The sequence below is a fragment of the Paraburkholderia sp. 40 genome (assembly GCF_050434105.1).
Lineage (GTDB): Bacteria > Pseudomonadota > Gammaproteobacteria > Burkholderiales > Burkholderiaceae > Paraburkholderia > Paraburkholderia tuberum.
Map to the genome: position 1 here is coordinate 1165818 of NZ_JBNPVY010000003.1, position 18845 is coordinate 1184662.

General features: G+C 62.6%; 18 protein-coding genes and 1 pseudogene. 6 read left to right on the top strand and 13 right to left on the bottom strand.

Annotated elements, in window-relative coordinates; translation table 11 throughout:
- Positions 1-136: 136 nt before the first annotated feature.
- On the bottom strand, positions 137-493 hold the full coding sequence (locus OKW28_RS20875; protein ID WP_429448481.1) for an STAS/SEC14 domain-containing protein: 357 nt from the start codon (positions 491-493) through the stop codon (positions 137-139).
- Positions 494-1005: 512 nt separating this feature from the next.
- On the opposite strand from OKW28_RS20875, the gene OKW28_RS20880 reads away from it, so the two are divergent.
- Complete coding sequence (locus OKW28_RS20880; protein WP_429448482.1) at positions 1006-1179, top strand: hypothetical protein; 174 nt, start codon at positions 1006-1008, stop codon at positions 1177-1179.
- 134 nt (positions 1180-1313) lie between these two features.
- Positions 1314-1901 carry a winged helix DNA-binding protein gene (locus OKW28_RS20885; RefSeq protein WP_184023986.1) on the top strand — a complete coding sequence of 196 codons (588 nt, stop codon included), beginning with the start codon at positions 1314-1316 and terminating at the stop codon, positions 1899-1901.
- A gap of 71 nt (positions 1902-1972) precedes the next feature.
- On the opposite strand, the gene OKW28_RS20890 is transcribed toward OKW28_RS20885, so the two are convergent.
- From OKW28_RS20890 to OKW28_RS20930, 9 genes and pseudogenes are all read right to left on the bottom strand, one after another.
- On the bottom strand, positions 1973-3286 hold the full coding sequence (locus tag OKW28_RS20890; RefSeq protein WP_429448484.1) for a Rieske 2Fe-2S domain-containing protein: 1314 nt from the start codon (positions 3284-3286) through the stop codon (positions 1973-1975).
- Positions 3287-3405: 119 nt separating this feature from the next.
- Entirely contained in the window at positions 3406-4761 is a 1356-nt protein-coding gene (locus tag OKW28_RS20895; protein ID WP_429448486.1) for a purine-cytosine permease family protein, read from the bottom strand.
- Positions 4762-4891: 130 nt separating this feature from the next.
- A pseudogene (locus tag OKW28_RS20900) lies at positions 4892-5236 on the bottom strand (methyl-accepting chemotaxis protein); the annotation flags it as partial.
- A gap of 170 nt (positions 5237-5406) precedes the next feature.
- Entirely contained in the window at positions 5407-5772 is a 366-nt protein-coding gene (locus tag OKW28_RS20905) for a BON domain-containing protein (RefSeq protein WP_429448488.1), read from the bottom strand.
- Positions 5773-5812: 40 nt separating this feature from the next.
- Positions 5813-6556 (bottom strand): SDR family NAD(P)-dependent oxidoreductase, encoded by a 744-nt coding sequence (locus OKW28_RS20910; protein WP_429448490.1) that lies wholly within the window; start codon positions 6554-6556, stop codon positions 5813-5815.
- Positions 6557-6576: 20 nt separating this feature from the next.
- Positions 6577-7074, bottom strand: coding sequence for a bacteriohemerythrin (locus tag OKW28_RS20915; protein ID WP_429448492.1), 498 nt, complete (start codon positions 7072-7074; stop codon positions 6577-6579).
- A 26-nt stretch (positions 7075-7100) separates the two neighbouring features.
- Positions 7101-7646 (bottom strand): cupin domain-containing protein, encoded by a 546-nt coding sequence (locus OKW28_RS20920; RefSeq protein ID WP_429448494.1) that lies wholly within the window; start codon positions 7644-7646, stop codon positions 7101-7103.
- A gap of 28 nt (positions 7647-7674) precedes the next feature.
- Complete coding sequence (locus tag OKW28_RS20925) at positions 7675-8790, bottom strand: alcohol dehydrogenase catalytic domain-containing protein (RefSeq protein ID WP_429448496.1); 1116 nt, start codon at positions 8788-8790, stop codon at positions 7675-7677.
- A gap of 115 nt (positions 8791-8905) precedes the next feature.
- Positions 8906-9979: a porin gene (locus OKW28_RS20930; protein ID WP_429448498.1), complete on the bottom strand. Its 1074-nt coding sequence runs from the start codon at positions 9977-9979 to the stop codon at positions 8906-8908.
- 476 nt (positions 9980-10455) lie between these two features.
- Between OKW28_RS20930 and OKW28_RS20935 the strand changes: the two genes are divergently transcribed.
- The 4 genes from OKW28_RS20935 to OKW28_RS20950 are packed head-to-tail and all read left to right on the top strand — an operon-like array spanning position 10456 to position 15630.
- Complete coding sequence (locus tag OKW28_RS20935) at positions 10456-11805, top strand: Rieske 2Fe-2S domain-containing protein (protein WP_429448500.1); 1350 nt, start codon at positions 10456-10458, stop codon at positions 11803-11805.
- A 25-nt stretch (positions 11806-11830) separates the two neighbouring features.
- Positions 11831-12853, top strand: coding sequence for an FAD-binding oxidoreductase (locus OKW28_RS20940; protein WP_429448502.1), 1023 nt, complete (start codon positions 11831-11833; stop codon positions 12851-12853).
- A gap of 34 nt (positions 12854-12887) precedes the next feature.
- Positions 12888-14213: a M20 family metallopeptidase gene (locus OKW28_RS20945; RefSeq protein ID WP_429448504.1), complete on the top strand. Its 1326-nt coding sequence runs from the start codon at positions 12888-12890 to the stop codon at positions 14211-14213.
- 19 nt (positions 14214-14232) lie between these two features.
- The gene (locus tag OKW28_RS20950; RefSeq protein ID WP_429448505.1) at positions 14233-15630 is read left to right on the top strand and encodes an amidase; all 1398 of its coding nucleotides are present in this window, start codon (positions 14233-14235) and stop codon (positions 15628-15630) included.
- A gap of 22 nt (positions 15631-15652) precedes the next feature.
- Here the strand turns inward: OKW28_RS20950 and OKW28_RS20955 are convergent, their stop codons facing one another.
- The 3 genes from OKW28_RS20955 to OKW28_RS20965 form a co-directional block, all read right to left on the bottom strand.
- Positions 15653-16225: a winged helix DNA-binding protein gene (locus OKW28_RS20955; RefSeq protein ID WP_184012166.1), complete on the bottom strand. Its 573-nt coding sequence runs from the start codon at positions 16223-16225 to the stop codon at positions 15653-15655.
- An 814-nt stretch (positions 16226-17039) separates the two neighbouring features.
- Positions 17040-18335: an RNA polymerase sigma factor gene (locus OKW28_RS20960; RefSeq protein ID WP_429448507.1), complete on the bottom strand. Its 1296-nt coding sequence runs from the start codon at positions 18333-18335 to the stop codon at positions 17040-17042.
- Positions 18332-18700, bottom strand: a complete 369-nt coding sequence (locus OKW28_RS20965) for a YciI family protein (protein WP_429448509.1) — start codon at positions 18698-18700, stop codon at positions 18332-18334. Before OKW28_RS20965 ends, OKW28_RS20960 begins: the two co-directional genes overlap by 4 nt.
- Positions 18701-18845: the final 145 nt, after the last annotated feature.

Below are 18845 nucleotides of genomic sequence, written 5' to 3' on the forward strand. Positions count from 1 at the left end.
CGGGACTCGGGGTCAGGTAGCCAGGCATCCAATGGGCATATGACTGAAACGCGACGAGTTTCAGCCACATGTCTGCGTCGAGCGAGCGTCGCTTCATGGCCGGCCTCTGCCCGATGCGCTCGGCTGGAGACGACGTTCAGGCGTTGATCCAGGCTCGCGCCTGTTCCAGCTCGTTCACGTGGAACGCCTTGATTTCAGCCTTTGTGAAGAACCGCGCCAAATGCATCGAGGCGTGAATCCAGCCCGCGTCAGCCACCACGGCGGCGCGCTTGACCTTGCGGGCGACGGAGACGCCGAGCGTCAGGTCGGTCCACAGCGCCTTCGGCTCGATGCCACTGAAATGCTCAATGCGTTCGAGCACGCGGGTCTTACCGTTCAGTTCAAGATCACCACGCATACGCTCGATGGTTTCGCGCAGTTCGTGGTCGGTGATCTTGCCTTCAACGGCTATTTCGATGACCGACGAATCGGGTGCAGTGTGATAACGGATCATGGCAAGCCCCCAGGCCAGGGAGATGCTACACGTTCAGGCACGGATGAGCCTGGCGTTCGATGGCTTGCTCATGGTACCCCTTTCCACGCGCCCGGTAAGGCTACGAGCACCGCGTTTCGTTCTGATGCCCGTCGGTGCTCGTGCGTTGCGAACGACCCTTGCACATAATCCAGCGGACGTTCGGTTCCACACGTCGAGCGTCGCGTCATGGTCGAGAGCACCAGTTCCGCGAACCTACTCCAGAGCTGACGTCGGGGTCTTCAATGGCCGCTTTCCGGCGAGGGGGACGAATGCGTACTGCCGGCCATGAACGGTCTTCCGATAGCCGCTCCACCGCGACATTCGACCGGTTGAATCCGCCTCGAGAAGCGGTCTTTCGAACGCCATCGTCCGGGAGAAATCCTTTCTCGCGAGACGTTGCGCGGCGCGAGCGTACCTGAGTGATACGCAATACCGTGGAGTTGGACTACGCAAAGCGTTCGCCTGCGCCTGACCTGTGTCCGGAACTTTGCATGGACTTTCAGCTGTGCGGTGATGCGACCGCCGAGCAAGAGAACGAAATTCGCCCGATCCAGACCCAACCTGACATTCAGGTTACGCAACCAACGCCAAGCCCCCGGACTTCGGCGGAAAATTTTCCAAAAATTGGTAGATTATCCAGTGTCATTCAACATATTGTCGATTGATAATTGATTTCACGCACCCGCCGCGGCAAGTACACACCGACTTGAAATTGTCTCGCGATGCCGGTGCTGGACGGCAGCCGGACCAGCCGGGGCCGCACGCCCCTGTCGACAATCTTTGATAAGCGAGTCAAGCAATGGAACCGAGGTTTTACCGATCGTGGCATCTCGCAAAATCTGACGCCGAGTTCAAGATCGCGGAGTTCGAGTGGTCACTGATTCGTTTTTACGAGTCCTTCACCCGCTTCGTTCTGGCAACAGGCGTCGTTACGATCACAGCGAACGTCGAACTCAAACATCAGGAGCACGTGATCCTTCACGTCATTCGTATGCAGGACCGTCCCAAGACCAGCGCAATGATCGGACGATTGATGAACCGCGACGATATTCCCAACATCCAGTACAGCCTGAGAAAGCTGGAAGCCGCCGGGTTGATCGAAAAGCTACAGGACACGAGCAGCAAGACCTACCTGTATTGCGCGAGCGATCTGGGGATCCGATTGACGGACGAGTACTACAAGGTCCGAAAAGAGATACTGGTTCAGCGCCTCGGGGAAATCAGCGACACAGAGGAGAAGTTCGAGCGCTACGCGCGCTTCATGTCTCTGCTTACTGGGATTTACGATGAGGCTGCTCGCGACGCCGCCACCATCACACCGCAGACTGAAAAAAGTGCGACAGCCACCGGATCGGCGCAAAGCGTGACACAGCAAAAGGAACCCTGAATCGGGTCTGATGCGGCGAAAACAACCCCTCCCCCGGCGCAAAGTCCGAGGAGAGAGGTAGCAGGGGCGGATCAGTCTTCGATCTGCTCGGTCTTGTAGGTCATCCGCTTGCCGTCCGCAGCGCGCTTGAAGCGCAGGCTGCTGTCCTTTCGCGCGCCCGGCACGCCGCGTCCCGGTTTCGCGATGCCGCGATTCCAGCGCGAAGCAACCTTGCGCCAGGTGATGGCCGAGATGTCCGTTGCGACCATCTGCTCGCTCTCCCATCCGGTGCCGTCACCGTAGAAGTCTTCCATCGACTCGCGTGCATAGATATCGCAGTCGTTGAAGCCATGCAGTGCCAGCGGCTCATAGACACGCTCGTAGCGATATTTGTGCGCCTCCAGTTCCTCCGGCGTGTTGCAGATGCGCACGATCACCTCCCAATACTCATGCGTGTCGTCGGTAATCGGCACGAACCACTCCAGCTGGGTCATATGTTCGCCCGGCCAGTTCTCGACCGCCACGAGTCCGGGCAACACGATCGAAGTCCGATAGGGGCGGCCTACGAGTCCAGGCACTTTCAGTCCCAGTTCCTTGTTTTCCAGCACCGGTTGCCACTTGTCAGTGCCGAGCCACTGCAGCATGCCCTTGGGACCGTCAGAGTCTTCGAGGGTCTCGACGCAGTCTTCGCCGCTCGGCAGCAGGCCAAGCGGAAGGACCCATTCCATCGCGTGAATGATGCTGTTGTCCTTGTGCAGCAGCAGATGAGCGTTGTCGATGCCGTTCTCGCACGCAATGCGCCAGTTCGTGAAGCCGATGCGATGAATGCCCATCGCCACCGCGTTCTCGTCGAGCAGACTGGGCACGGCCGGCCACAGCGGGTGCGGGTAGCGGTCGCTTTGCTTCGGAAAGCGCACCGGCAGATCCTGTTCGAGCGACGGAACGTCCTCAAGCGGGAAATCGTCGTCGCGCACGAAGACGAAGATCAAGCCCGCGACTTCGTGCACCGGATAGTTCGTAATGCCGACCGTGCCGATCAGCTTGTCCTCGGGGTTCGCGATGATGGTCGCAAGCTTGCCCGTTTCAAGGTCGAACGTGAAGCCGTGATACCAGCACGATATCGTCTTCTTGTTGAAGCACATCGGCTTTTCGGAAAGGCGAACGCCACGGTGCAGACATTGATCCTTGAGCGCATGAACCTTGCCGTTCGCGCGCCTCAATACAATCGGAATCCCGCATATCTGCACGCCTTCCACCTGGTCCTCCGTCAGTTCGTGGCTGAAAAGCGCCGGATACCAGTGATTGACGAAGCCCCACGCAGCGTCCTTATAGGGCTGGTATTGACTCGATGTACCACTATTGCCGCCACTCACCGTGCGGCGGCGGACGATCGTCGGGTCTGACATTACTTCGCTCCATGATGAAATCGGGCGCCGCGGACTTGCCGTTCGCACGGCCCCGTTGACCAAATCAGTGCGTGGGCCAGCCTGCAATGCCTGGCCGTTATCGAAGCCAAATAGGTGAATTACGTCGTGACGGAGATGGAGCGCTTGCCATGCATCGACACCATCAGGTACGCGGCGACCGAAACCACAAACGTTGCCGGCGCGGAAAACGTGTGGACCGATTCCGGTCCGCTCATCACGCCAATGCCCGCCGCGACGCCGACAAACCACGAAATCAGTCCGCCGGCGTTGAAGGTCGGCACGTTGCGCAACGTCGATTCGAGTGCGTCGTCGGAAGTCCGCTCCGACTTGTGCGACAGGATATGGGCGAGCGCCACCGCCACCCACGCGACGACGAACACTCCTTGATAGGCGAGTGCGAGGAGCAGCTTCGAGAAGATGCCGGACAGCATCAGCGCGTACACGATCACGCCGACGACGATCGTCCAGACAAATTTCGGCAGCTTCAGACCGAGGCCTGCTTCGAACAGTGCCTGCGTATTGATGGTCGCGAGATAGTAGTTGGCGGTGTTGATGCGAGTCTGCGTGACGACGAGGAAGCCGAGTCCCCAGAGTCCCATCAACTTGAGCAGCGCGAGCACGACCGATACCTCGGACAGCGCGCCTTGTCCGGGGATCGTGCTGACGAGATAAATCCCGATCACGCCGTTGACGATAAACGTAACAAACCAGAACGGCATGCCGAAGTTGATCACGCTGTGATAGCGGACGTCCTGCTTCTTGCCGAAGCGCGCGAAGTCGAAAGCGGCGAGCATGAACAGCCACACGCCCATGTAGTAGACGAAGCAGTCCCACCAGCCGTTCGACACGACTGCCCCCTTAGTCTCGCCGAAATGCATCCAGGCCGGGCTATAGCCGTGCGTGGACGTCGCCACTACCACAGCCGCGATCAGGCCGGCCGCGTAGAACGGCAGAAGCACGCCGTTGAGCTTGTCGAGCCAGTTCTGCACGCTGCCGAAAACGAGCGGCACGCTATAGGCGACCACGATCAGGCAAGCCAGTGGATAGGAAACGGATGGAAAAAGACTGTTCAGCGCGACCGCGATAACGGAACTCTCGAAGACGGCATAGTAGATGACGGTTGCCGCGAATATCAGCGTTGCCAATGCGGCGCCCGCACTGCCGAACAGCACGCGGGAGAAAAGCGACACGGAAAGACCCGTGCGGATCGCATAGTTCGTCAGCACGTAGTTCACGGCCGAATAAACGACCACGGACATCACCATCCCGATCAGCGCATTGGTCGTGCCGTAATAAAGCGCCAGCGTCGCGCCGATGATCAGATACACCATCGCGCTGCAGAGCCCCCACCAGGCCATGGTGAGCGCGAACTTAGGCATGCGCGAACTCTCCGGCACCCTGATGGTCGAGACATCGACTTCATCTTCCTGCGTCAATTCAATCGTGCTAGGCATGACTCTCTCCAAACGTTTCGCCATTCGGCGGACAATTAGTTAGTAAAGCCAACTGAAGTACATGAGGCTGATTCAACTTCGCTTTGGCCCCTCCGCCGAAGGGCTTTCTCCGACGCCGTCAAGCGTCAACTCAAACCGCCGTCGGCGCTTCCACGCTGAATGCAGACACAACCCGGGCCAGATGGCCGGCCTCGTCGCGTAGCGCGTTCGCGGCATTCGCGGCGGCCGCGGCCTCTTCCACCATCGCGGAGTTCTGCTGCACCGCTTCGTCCATCTGCATGACCGCGCGATTGATCTGGTCGATGCCCGCCGATCGCTCCTGGCTCGCCGCCGAAATCTCCCGCACGATGGACGCGACCCGGTGGACGCTCGCGACCACATCGGTCATCGTCGCGCCCGCTTCGTCGACGAGCCTGCTGCCCGCGGCGACCTTCGACACTGAGTCGTCGATCAAGAGCTTGATTTCCTTCGCGGCAATTCGGATCGGGCCCTGGTTCATCTCCCGCAGCGCCGCCTGCAAACGCCCCGTTTCATCGCGCAATTTCACGTCGATCGTCTGCGTCAGTTCTTTTTGCTGATTCCGTATTGATTCGTCGTCCCGGGCGTGATCGTTCAACGTCCAATTGCTCGCGCCGGGACGACGTCTCATTGCCCCACCGGTCGTATGGTCAACTGGTTGTTCACCGACACGACACCGGGCACACCTTGGGCCGTGCGCAACGCAAGCTGGAGTTGGGACTGCTCCGGCACCCACCCCTGCAAAGTGAGCGCGCCGTCATTCGCGCGTACTGCAATGCCCGACGCGTTGAGGCCCTTGGTGTGAGCCAGCGCGCGGCGCACTTTCTTCTGCAGTTGCCGGTTCGCCGCGCGCGTCGCGCTTTTGCTCTGGTCCGAAGCCGCGCTCGCAGCCGGCGTCGAAGCCGTTGCACCGCCGCCCTGAGCATTCGCACCGAAGGCAATCAGCGCGATAAGCGCGCCGCCGATATACCGTGCTGCACGATTCGATCTCATCGTTCCTTCTCCTTGTGTCCCGTGAGCCTGAAATGGTCGTTCAGGTTGTCATGCCGCCGTCGACGGAAAGGGTGGTGCCAGTCACATAGGCCGCCTTGTCGGACAGCAGCCAGAGCACCGCGTCGGCGACTTCATGAGGCTGGCCGATGCGGCGCATCGGAATCATGTCATCGAGCAGGTGCACGTCGCCGTCGGTCGAGCGCATGTAGTTCGGCGTCTCGGTTGCGCCCGGACACACGGCGTTAATGCGGATACCGCTACCGGCATATTCCTTCGCGACCGCACGCGTGAGGCCGACTACCGCGTGCTTGCTTGCAACGTAGTGAGCGATGCCGTTCATGCCGCGTAAGCCGAAGATGGACGCGTTGTTGACGATCGCGCCGCCGCCCGCGCGCAGCATCGCTTCAACCTGATACTTGACGCCGTAATAGACGCCCTTGAAGTTCAGATCGATCACCCATTCCGACTCTTCGACCGGTGTCTGATCAATGGGCTTAAAGTCCGCGTGGCCGCCCGCGTTGTTGAATGCGAAATCGAGCCTGCCGAAGCGCGACTCGACGAACGCGACGAGCGCCTCGTTATCCTCGCGACGCGATACGTCGGCCGAGCGGATTTCCGCCCGTCCTCCGGCTCGCTGGATTTCGTCGCGCACGGTCGCAAGCTTTTCTTCACCGCGTCCAGCGAGCACGACGATCGCGCCCTCGCGCGCCAGCGCAAGCGCCGCCGCGCGCCCCATGCCCGAGCCGCCGCCCGTTACGAGTCCCACCTTGTCCTTCATGATCATGTTTAGCTCCGTCACTTCGTTCAGGCCGCCTCAGCCACTTGCAGATCGCGTCGCAACACGACGGGTGCGCCGCCATACATCTTCTTGTTGATCCACGCCGACAATGCCGAATCCATATAGTCGGCGTGACCTGGAAACCAGTCGGCCAATGCCTGTGCGAGACGCTTGACGTCCTGCAGGCCGACCTGGCCAATGGCTGCGAGTGCGTTCACCTTTTGCACGGCCTCCATCACCCGTTGGTGCTCGTCGAGATGGCATTCGGCGGCGGGAAAATCGGTCTTTTCCATCCATTCCTGCTCGACTGCGAAGTGGGACAGCAGATGCGCCTCCACCGCCTGCAAGCAGGCCAGCGCCGTATGCTGCGTACAACCGGCGAGCGCCGTCACCACTTCGACAAACTCTTCATGCGCGGCGTCGATCGGCGCGTGACCGAGCAACATCGCGTCGCTCCATTCCAGCGTTTCGGCGCGTGGTGCCCTGGGCGGCCCGTCGTGGGGATGTTCTGCTTGCTGACTCATCGTTTGCTCTCTCACTTCGTTTGCCGTTACCGCGCCGCCTGCGTCTCGGCGCCGATCAATACCGCCACCATCACCGCCGGCATCGTGCTGCGATTGCGCCATGCGTGACGCGTGCCATTCTGGATCACGATGTCGCCTGCCTTCAGATGGCGAATCTCACCGTCGTCGAGTTCGAGCCACAGTTCGCCGGAAACGATGATGTCGTAGTCGACCGACGCGGTACGGTGCATGCCTGAACCATCGGGTTCGAACGCCTGGGCGAGGCCAGGCAGATGCGCTTCGTATTCCGCGCCAGCCGCAACCGGGTCGAAGTCCGCGGAATCGAGCGAGCTGTCCGGCGGGAACTGCACGACGAGCAGGCGTGTGCCATGCGGATCGGGCACCACCGACTGGATGCCGACCACCGGGTCCTTGCCGTCATGCGGCAGGGGCGCCATGCCCTGCAGCGTCGCCCATGCGAGCGTGGTCTGGAAGCCGGGCACGGCTGCGTAGTCGTGTGTATTGGCGACGGGGCCATCGGAGACGATGACCGACTTGCCGTCTTTCTCGCCTGTCACGACGCGTCTTACCATGATGTTCTCCTGTTCGATTCGGGCTGTTTCATTGAACGATGACGACGTTGACGAAGCCGCCAGCGCGCTTTTCTGCTTCCGAGAGTGCTTCGTCGGCCTGATCGAGCGTGTAGCGGTGGTGTTCGAACACACCGAGATCGAGCGTGCCGGCCGCAGCCATCTTCGCCAGGTCCTGGCCTTCGGCAACCGAGAACCAGAGCGAGCCGATCACGCTGATCTGCGCGCACATCATCTCGTGCAGGTTCAGCGGCAGCGGGTCGGTCATCGCGCCAATTTCGACGAGCCGGCCACCACGCCTCAGTGCCGCCATGCTGTCGAGCGTGACCTGATGCGAGGCGCCCGGCGCGATCGCGTCGATGACCGCGTCGACGCCCACACCGTCCGTCTGCTCGCGGGCCCAGTCGGCCAGCGAGCCGGTGCCGTACGAAAACGTGCGGATACGCTGCGGATCGAGTGCACGCACACGGGCGAGCAGCGCTTCGTTGCGCGCGACGCACAGGATGCGAGTCGCGCCCATCGCGCGTGCGATCTGCACGGCGCCCAGACCCAGCGTGCCGCTTGCGCCCACGATCAGCACGGTCCGGCCCGCGCCGACGCCTGCCTTGCGCAGACCAGAATACGCGGTGCCGAGGTAGCCGAAACGCGCGGCCTGCTCGAAGCTCACTGCTTCAGGCAGCTTGACGAGGCCGTCGGCGGGCGCCGTTGCGAACTCGCTGAAACCGCCGTACGGGTATTGCCGGTACATCGCCTTCGATTGCGGGCCAAAGCCGAAGTAGCCCTGAAACGTGAAGGCCACGCAGTTGATCGACTGACCTGTCCGGCACGCGTCGCACGATCCGCACGAGCGGCCCGGATTGATATAGACACGATCGCCCGGCACGAGGCCGGTCACGGCGCTGCCCACCTCGGCAACCACGCCGGCCGCATCCAGCCCGTAGATAGCGGGCAGATCCGGCACGGTGAGGTAAGCACGCTCGCCGTAATTGCTCATTACGTTGCGCAGATTCGGCACGACGCCGGACGCCTTCACGTCGACGAGGACGTCGGTCGGCCGCAGCAGTTCAGGGCGCGGGATCGTGTCGAGCACGAAGCGCCCGCCGGGTTCGTGTACACGCATCGCGCGCATGGTGGGGTGGTTGCTCATGGTGGTATCTCCTGTATGTATTTGGAGGGTCTTGACTGGCTTGCGCCAGTCGAGAAGCGCGGTGCCACAGCCTCGGTGTGTTGAGCGACGGGTTCCGCGTGGTCAGGTCATATCGTCAGAACACGTGCTGCAGGCCGATGTCGACCGCCGTCTGCCGGCCGCCCGACGAGGGTCCCGGCACAAGCGAAATCCAGGCGGGACCGCCCGAGGCCTGCTGCAGCGCCAGCGCTGAGTAGATGCTCGTGCGTTTGGAGAGCGAATACAGGACCGACAACGTCTCCTGACTGGCCTTCTGGCCTTTCAAGACGTCGTTGCCTTTCATGTACTGGTAAGCGAGATTCGTGTGCAGGAACGGGGAGACCGTCCACGTCACGTCGGCCTCGTAGACACCGACACGCGCGCCGTTCTGCGTGTTCTGCGTGCTCGTGTACATCGCGGCGAGCTCGGTCGGCCCCACGACCCACGAAGCGGCCAGACCCATGTTGCGGATACCGTCGTTGCCGTTGTTCAACTCGGGATACTTGATGTATGTGTACGCGCCATTCAGCGCGACGGCGCCGATGTGATAGTTCAGGCCGAAGCTCTGCCCGCTATCCTGACCGAACGAACCAGCCTGTCCGCCGAAGCTGTACTGCGCGCCCATCGAGAGGCCGCCGACTGTCGGGCTCATGTACTTGACCGAGTTCGCGATCGGAGCGCCGAGCGTGCGGTCGAAGTCGAACGAACCGTTGCCCGGTGGCCCTGGAATATTCAGGCCCGAAAACGAGCCTTGCCGCAGCCCCAGAGAATTGACGAACGGGAAGGCCGGGCCCCAGTGATCGACCACGAGCGAATAGAACATGAAGTCGATCTGATTGCCGGCGGTCAGCGTGCCCCAACGGTCGTCACGCAATCCCACATAGGTTTCGTGCCCGAACAGCCCGTTGGTGGATTCGCCGTTGTTCAGGCTGAACATGCCTTCGAGCTTGAATATCGCCTTCAGGCCATTGCCGAGATCTTCGGTTCCGCGAAAGCCGAACAAATTCGGCGCCATCGTGTCGGGGTCGGCCAGCCAGTTACTGTGACCGCCCACGTTCGACACATACATCACGCCCGTATCGATGATCCCGTAGATTTCGACGCTGCTTTGCGCATGGGCGTTAGCGGCCAGCGCGAGGCCGATCAGTAGTGCAGACTTCTTTATTTTCACCGGGTTCTCCTCTTCCTTTCGTCAATAGCCTTTGCTGCGCCCGCTGACCGGGCGAGTCGCCAGGCGGCGGCTTTTCAGCACACGTTTCGTGTTGTTTCTTTTGCCCTGCGCGTCGCTCTGCTCGGGTACCGGGTTCTCGTCCGGGACGCATTCTGGGCGGGAGCATCGCTAGGGACAACCCTGGGAAGATCGTCCATAGCGGCACCCCGCCTCCGACCAGCACATCTCCCGCTCAGCGCCTTCCCACGGGCGTTCGCCGATTTTTATCGCGTTATGTTCAATCGATTTACGATCAAAGTACGACCGAAGATTGATTGAAAATTAATTGACTGTCAATTTCTGTTTCCGTAGTCTTCACTCACAGCATCGGATGAGACGCGCACGGCGAAGCGCATCGAGCCGCGACAAGCTGTACAGAAATCAGCGCTCGTGAGCAGTCACGAGACGCGCCCCAGCCCACACATCAGGAGCACTCCATGAGCGACACGCCCATCGTCCGCCGGCGCAGCACCGGTCAGCGACTCAACGAGATCAGCGATGCCCGCGTCAACGACGCGAAAGTCCAGAGCCAGTACCAGCCGTACAAGGACGCGGCATGGGGCTTTATCAACCACTGGTATCCGGCGCTCTTCAGCCATGAATTGCCGGAAGATGCCGTAGAAGGCATCCAGATCTGCGGGGTTCAGATCGTGTTGCGCCGCGTGAAGGGCAAGATCTACGCGCTGAAGGACCAGTGCATTCACCGCGGCGTGCGGCTCTCCGCCAAGCCGATGTGTCTTACCGAGGACACGATCAGCTGCTGGTACCACGGGTTCACGTTCGACCTGGAAAGCGGCAAGCTCGCGACCATCGCCGGCAATCCGGATGACAAGCTGATCGGCACGACAGGTATCACGACCTATCCGGTCGAGGAAGTCGCGGGCATGATCTTCGTCTTCGTGCGCGAAGACGACTATCCGGATGAAGACGTGCCACCGCTCGCGCACGACCTGCCCATCCGCTTCCCGGAGAACGACGAGCGCTTCCCGCATCCGCTGTGGCCGTCAGCGCCGAGCCTGCTGGACAAGGACGTCGTCGCGTACGGCATGCACCGCACGGGTTTCGCGAACTGGCGCATTGCCTGCGAAAACGGCTTCGATAACGCGCACATCCTCGTGCACAAGGACAACGCGATCATTCACGCGAAGGACTGGGTGCTGCCGCTTGGCATCGTGCCGACCGCGGACGACTGCATCGCGCCGGTCGAAGACGAGAACGGTCCCAAGGGCCTCGTGCAATGGCTCTTCACGGAGAAGTGGAACCCCGTCCTCGAGAACGAGAGAGTCGACCTCAAGGTCGAGAACGTCAATGCCCGCCCGTACCGCACCTCCGTGTTCATGCCTGGCGTGCTGATGGTCGAGAACTGGCCGGAAGAGCATGTCGTCCAGTTCGAATGGTATGTGCCGATCACTGACGACACCTACGAGTACTGGGAAATCCTCGCGCGCGTGTGCCCGACCGACAAGGAGCGCAAGGACTTCAAGTATCGCTACGACTATCTGTTCAAGCCGCTGTGCCTGCATGGCTTCAACAACTGCGACCTGTACGCACGCGAAGCGATGCAGGATTTTTATGCCGATGGCACCGGCTGGAACAACGAACAACTCGTTGCAACCGACGTATCGCCGATCACCTGGCGCAAGATTGCTTCGCGCTGGAATCGAGGCATCGCCAAGCCAGGCAATGGTATCGACGGCACCATCAAGGCGTCGAGCATCCGCATGAAGCGAACCGCAGACGGCAAACGTCCTTCGTACTTCGTCGAGAAGATCGAAGAGGATCATTAATCACAGCAGTACTGAAGGTATCCGTATGTCTTCCGTTAAAAACGTCACATTGAGCTTTCGCGACGGGAAAGCGACATCGGTTGCCGTGCAGCAGGGCGAGAGCGTGCTGGACGCTGCTCTCGCCGCAGGTATCCCGGTCATCCACCAGTGCCGGTCGGGATCCTGTTCGAGCTGTATGGCGAAGCTTGTCGAGGGCCGCGCCGGCATGCGCTCGGGTGCCAGCTCGACGCTTCTGCGCAGCGAATACGAGGCCGGCGACCGGCTGCTGTGCCTGACCGAACCTGAAACCAACTGCACGTTCACGCTGAACTATGCGAGCGATGCGGCCGACGTGCAGGCGGTCAAGGCGCACGCATTCGTCGACAGCGTCGAGAAGGTGGCGTCGAACGTCGTGCGCCTGCGGCTCGAACTTGCCGAAGGCGCGTGGCTCGACTTCAAGCCGGGGCAGTTCATTCAGGTACGCGTGCCGGGGACGAATGTCACGCGCAGCTATTCGCCCGCCAGCACGGCGGCCGATCTGCCGAAGCTCGAACTACTGATTCGTGTGCTTGAAGATGGCGTGATGTCGAAGTGGCTGGAGCAGGAGGCGAAACCCGATGACGTTCTCGAAATCGAAGGCCCGTTCGGCAGTTTCTTCCTGCGTGAGAAGGTGCCTGCGCCGCACATCATGGTGGCGGGCGGGACCGGCCTCGCACCCATCCTGTCGATGATCGACGCCCTGCGTCGCCAGCCCGGACGCAAGCCGCCGATCCTGCTGAGCTTTGGCTGTGCAACGCCCGAGCAGCTTTTCTGCCTCGACGATCTGGAGCTGCGTCGGCAATGGCTGCCGAATCTCAAAACGCGCATCTCGGTAGACCACCACGCGAGCGGCGAACTGCTCGCCGGCAATCCCGTCGATGCGATCGGCGAGGCCGACGTGACGCACGAAAGCGCCGTCGCCTATCTGTGCGGTCCGCCGCGCATGATCGAGGCGGCCACGAAAAAGCTCGTCAATCTCGGCCTGCGCCCGGAAAACATCTACGCCGAACAGTTCGCGCCGTCGAACTGACCACGCATCGCAACGCAATCTGGAGGTATCCATCGTGATCAGCACCACGCCACTGCCCTTTTCTTCCGAGCAACAGGCCTGGTACGACCGGGCCTGCGCAAAGCTCGACGCGCGGCGGCTGCAACAGCTGCTGTTCAAACTCACGGACATTCACAGCCCGACCGGCGCCGCGCGCGACGCGAGCCAGTTCATGGTCGGGCATCTGGCGAGCGTCGGCCTGAGCGCAAGCTATCGGCCCATGAACGAGCGCACCGGCAACGTCGTCGCCGAAAAACGCGGCAGCGGCGGCGGTGCCGCGCTGATGCTCTACGCGCCCATCGACACCCATCTCGAGGGCGACGAAAGCGACGACCCGTGGATCGGTCCGCCCGATTTCGCGGACCTCAAGCCGCGCGCACGTATGGAAGGTGACTGGGTCTACGGCCTTGGCGCGTCGAACCCCAAAGGGATGATCGCCACGCTGACCGAAGTCGCGACCGCTCTGATCGAGGCCGACGTGCCGCTGGCCGGCGACCTGATCGTCGCGATGGCGGATGGCGGCATGCCCGTCGATCTCGCCGCGCGCGACCACGCGGGCATGTCCGCAGGCGTCACGCACCTGTTGAGCCGAGGCGTAGCGCCCGACTTCGCGATCGTGATGAAGCCCTGGAACTGGGTCTATCACGAAGAACCCGGCATGGGTTGGTTCAAGCTGAAGGTCAAGGGCACACTCGGTTACGCGGGCGTGCCGCGCGACACGCCGGGCTTTCGCAGCTCGGTCGTGCCGGCCGCGCACGTGATACTCGAACTCGAGCAATGGCTGATCGAGTACGCCGAGCGCAATACGTCCGGCGCGGTCAAGCCGCACGGCTGGATCTCGGGCGTGCGGGCGGGCTGGCCTGAACGGCCGGCGTTTCCTTCGGCCGTCACCGAGATTTTCTTCGACGTGCGCATCAATCCCCGTACCTCACCGGGCGAAGTGAAGGCGCAGTTCGCCGCATTCGTCGCGGCACTACGGGAGCGTCATCCCGATTTCGATCTCGACTGGGAAATGTATGGCTCCGTGCCCGGCGGCACGACGTCCCCGTCGAACTGGATCGTGCAGTCCGCGCGGCGCGGCTGGGAGCATATCGAGCAGCGTGCGCATCCGACGCCCGACCTGCTCGGCGGCCAGACCGACGGTGCCGCGCTGCGCCGCTTCGGCATTCCGACCGCGCGCATCGGCTGGCCATGGCCCGCCGAAGGCTCGCCGGTGCCGGTGGCCGAGGGGCTGGGCGGCATGGGCGCGACCTACATTCCCGACCTGATGCCTTGCGCGCACAAGATCATGTACGCCGTGATCGATACGCTCACGCGGCAGCGCGCAGAGCTCGGACTTTGAGTACGGAGGCAGATTGACCATGTCCCATTCCGGACTGCACTACATGGAGGTGCGCGAGTTGGCGCGCCTGATCGCCACGCGCGAGATCTCCCCCGTGGAAGTCACGACCGCGATGCTAGAACGCATCGAGCGGCTCGACCCCACGCTGCACAGCTACGCGCTCGTAATGCGTGACGAGGCGCTCGCATCCGCGCGCGAAGCCGAACGAAAAGTGCTGAATGGTGAGGCGCTCGGGCCGCTGCACGGCGTACCGCTGTCGGTGAAGGACCTGTACTGGTGCGCGGGTTCGCCGACTGCCGCCGGCACGACCATTCATCGCAACTTCGTGCCGACCGAAGACGCGACCGCCGTCAAGCGGCTGCGCGATGCCGGCGCGATCGTGCTCGGCAAACTTCAGCTCACGGAGGGCGCATTCGCAACGCATCACCCCGAGATCGCCGAGCCGGTCAATCCGTGGCATCCGGGGCACTGGGCGGGCGCGTCGTCGAGTGGCTCCGGCGTCGCGACGGCGGCGGGGCTATGCTACGCGTCGCTCGGTACCGATACGGGCGGCTCGATCCGTTTTCCCTCTGCAGCCAACGGTCTCACCGGCATCAAGCCGACGTGGGGACGCGTGAGCCGTCACGGTGTGTTCGCACTCGGCGCCAGTCTCGATCATCCGGGCCCCATGGCGCGCAGTGCAGCCGATGCCTCGCTGCTGCTTGGTGCGATTGCCGGGCATGATCCACTCGACCCAACCTCGTTGCCCGAGGCCAGACTCGTGTTGCCGGACGACGCGCACGATCTGGGCGGACTGCGAATCGGCATCGATGCCGAGTGGAACAGCAATGGCACCGACGACGTCATCGTGCACGCGCTCGCGCGGGTCGTGGAAGTGGTGAAGTCGCTAGGCGCTCAGGTGGAAGAAGTGCGCGCTCCCGATGTGCGCACGGTAGTCGACGAGTGGCAGATCAACTGCGGTGTGGAAGTGGCGGTGGCCCATGCCGACACCTATCCGCGGCTCGCGGCGCACTATGGGCCAGCGCTTACGCGCCTGATCGAGATTGGTCGCGAAACCAGTGGGATGGCGTATCAGCAGGTCCTGTTGAACCGTGCCGCGCTACGCGGAAAGATCAACCGGCTCATGAGCGGGATTGATCTGCTGATCGTGCCGATGCAGCCGTTCGCCGCGCCCACACATGAACAGCTTGGCGCGCTCGCGCAGGACCCGGAACTCAATGCGCGCCTGATCCAGTTCACGGCACCGTTCAACTCCAGCGGCCATCCCGCGATCGCTCTGCCATGCGGGCTCACGCAGGGCGGCCTGCCAATTGGCTTCCAGTTCGTTGCGGCTCATGGCGCCGAAGCCCTGCTGTGCCGCGCCGGCATGGCGTACCAGAAGGCTAGCGACTGGCACAGGTTGCATCCGGCGCTGTGACTCGCGCGGCTGCGGTTGCCGATTAAGCGGACTTGCGCGAAGCCTTCGGCTTCGGCGGCGGCTCGTCGGTTTGGGGCGTGATGGTCGCCGAATCGCGAGCCGCTTCCTCATAAATGCCGGTCAGGAGAGACATGAAGCGCGCGCCGCGCTCGAACTTCTCGTCGACGTCGCTGATCTCCTCGAAACGCTTGACCAGAATCTCCTGCCGGACCTTGTTGTATTCGTCGGTCAGCTTGACGCCAAGCTCGCTCGCCGTATACGAGTAGGTCTTGCTGTTCTTGTCCTTGAGCTTTTCGATCAGGCCGGCCGATTCCAGCTTGCGCAAGCTGTATTGAATGTTCGGGATGTCATCCCGATTCATCAGCCGCGCGATGGTCGCGCTGTTCTTCGGACGATCCTGCATGCGGATCACGTGCAGGATCACATGCTCCTGATACTTGATATCAACGTCGGCCGCGATCGTGATCATGCCCGTGGTCAGCACAAAACGCGAAAACGACTCGTAAAAGCGGATCAACGCCCACTCGAACTCCGTAGCCTTGTACTCCGTGTCCGATTTGGCCAGGTGCCAGCCGCGGTAAAACTTGGGTTCCATACTTCGCTCAACCTTCCATGGTTTCAACAGCCAGTGCCGCCCGGCAAGGCTGGGAACGCTCCAATACGCGTCAATGTGCTGTGTGCGGCTCCGACAGCGGGCCACGGCCTGACTGCCCGCCACCAAACGCGAAAGATTGGCTGTCGATCTTTTATCAACTACCAATTGGTTTTGAAGCGATAGTATACCAACCCTCGGTTCGGCTTGCCGGGGCGTCTGTCGTTACGCGCCTGCATGGGGGGACTCACTGGAGCGGGCAGTTTCGCCACTCATCGACGGACTCCGCCCAGAGCAAGTGACGACTCTATCCCGGAAACCGCCATCGCAATGGGCGAGGTCCAAATAGGCAGCTCCGGGTCAAAACTGTGGGTTCGTCGATGCTCAAAGTTGACGTCGAGGGCATCACGCTGCCAACGTCAGCCACCCGCCACACTGTTGACGCAGAACTCAGCCCCGCCCCGTGGCGCCTTTGGCCGAATTGTTTGCATAGCGCATCGGTCAGGTTGTTCGGCTCCATCAGCATCGACGGGTTGAACAGAGCGACAACATCATGCCGGCGTACACCGGTCCGACCATCGCGCCCTGACGCCCGACCGCCACCGCCGCGCCGACGCCGGTACCGCACAACCACGGCCGGATAGACCTGCTCAGCTAGCGCCTACAGCACCGATCCAGCGCCTGTTTATGAAGAAGGCCCCCCGGAACAGATCTTTGGCAATCCGACGCGCGACAGAACGCGCGCGTTCCTCAAGAGCATTCTGGAATGCCAAGCGTATCTGACCGATATCGCCAAGCCGCTCCATTCAGGCGTCTCTTATGGGGGCTCCGCACCGCGCGTGAAGGTCCCGCTCGTCGATGCAAGCTCCATTCGCTTGCGCTGCAGGAACCGGCGCACGGCCGGATCACGCTCCAGACCGATTGCCAGATCGTACGCGTCGAGTGCTTGCGCAGTCGCGCCGGCACGCGCGAGCAGATTGGCGCGTGCGGCCCAGTAGGGCTGGTAGTCGGCCAGCCGCGGGTCGTCCGCATACGGCGCAAGCGCGTCGAGCGCCGCCTGCGGGCCGTCGCGTTCGGCCACGGCAAGCGCACGGTTCACAGCCACTACCGGCGACGCAGCAATGGCGAACAGCCCATCGTAGAGCTGCACGATTTCGTCCCAGTTCGGGCGACGCGTGCGGCAGCGATCCACATGCGCCGACTGCAGCGCGGCCTCGAGCTGAAAGCGCCCGATTGCGTTGAGCGCGTTCGCGCGCCGCAGCAGTGCGTTCGCCGCGTCGATCATCGGCGCGTTCCACGTTGCAGGGTCCTGGGCCGACAGCGGCACGTAGTCGCCAGCCGCATCGCGTCGCGCATCACGTCGCGCCTGTGCAAACAGCATCAGCGCGAGCAGGCCCAACGTCTCGGGTTCGTCAGGGAGCAGCTCGACGAGCAGTTGCGCGAGATACAGCGCCTCGTCCGCGAGGTCGCGTCGCTCGGTATCGCCGCCGACCGGGTCCGTCCAACCCTCCGCATACGCCGCATAGACCGCTTCGAGCACCGCGTCGAGCCGGCCCGGCAGCTCCTCGCGCTCGGGCACGCTGAACGGAATGCCCGCTTCGCGGATCTTGGTCTTCGCCCGCACGAGGCGTTTGCTCATCGCGGCGGGCGACATCAGGAACGCGGACGCAATCGTCTTCGCTTCCAGCCCCAACACCACTTGCAGCATCAGCGGCGTACGAATCGCGGCCTCGAGCGCAGGGTGCGTGCACGCGAACAGCAGCGCAAGCCGCCGGTCGGGCAACGCGCCTGCCTCACTCTCGTCGATCTCGTCGGCGAGGATCATCAACTGGTTCGCCACGTCGTCGCCAACCTGGCGATGACGCGCGCCGTCGATCGCCCGGCGACGCGCAACCGTCATCAGCCACGCTTCAGGACTCGCGGGACAGCCGTGCTCCGGCCAGTCCGCGAGCGCGGCCGCGAATGCGTCGGCGAGCGCGTCCTCGGCTGCGGCGACGTCGCGCGTGCGCATTGCCAGCAGCGCGACGAGCTTGCCGTAGCTGCGGCGAGCGACCGCCTCGGCAATCGAACGCGCGGCGCCGTCATCGCCAAGGGCGCCGCCGGACGCACTCATGCAGTGGGTGCCTCGTAAGGGGCGGTCCAGACCGGGCGCACCTCCATGACGCCGTGCGCCGCGCCGGGACAACGCGACGCCCACGACATCGCCGCGTCGAGGTTCGGCACGTCGATCAGGTAGTAGCCGGCGAGTTGCTCCTTCGAATCGGAATACGGTCCATCGAGCACCTGCGGCTTGCCGTCGACGAGCCGCACCGTGGTGGCCGTGTTCGTGTGCTGCAGCCGGTTGGCCCCCACCAGGACCCCCGCTTTCTTCAACGATTCGGTGTACGCGTGATAGGCGGCAACGCCTTGCTGCCGCTCGCTGTCGGTCATCTTGTTCCAGCCGTTTTCTTCCGAGTAGATCATCAACAGGTATTCCATTTGAGCCTCCGTCATGGGGTTGAGGCGGATGAATTGCATCGGCCGCCATCACAATGACGCGCGGGCCGCATGCTGACGGACAGCGGGCGTCAAAAAAATCGCGGACGACCGCCTGGGACCCACGCTGCATTGGAAAAAGACGCTG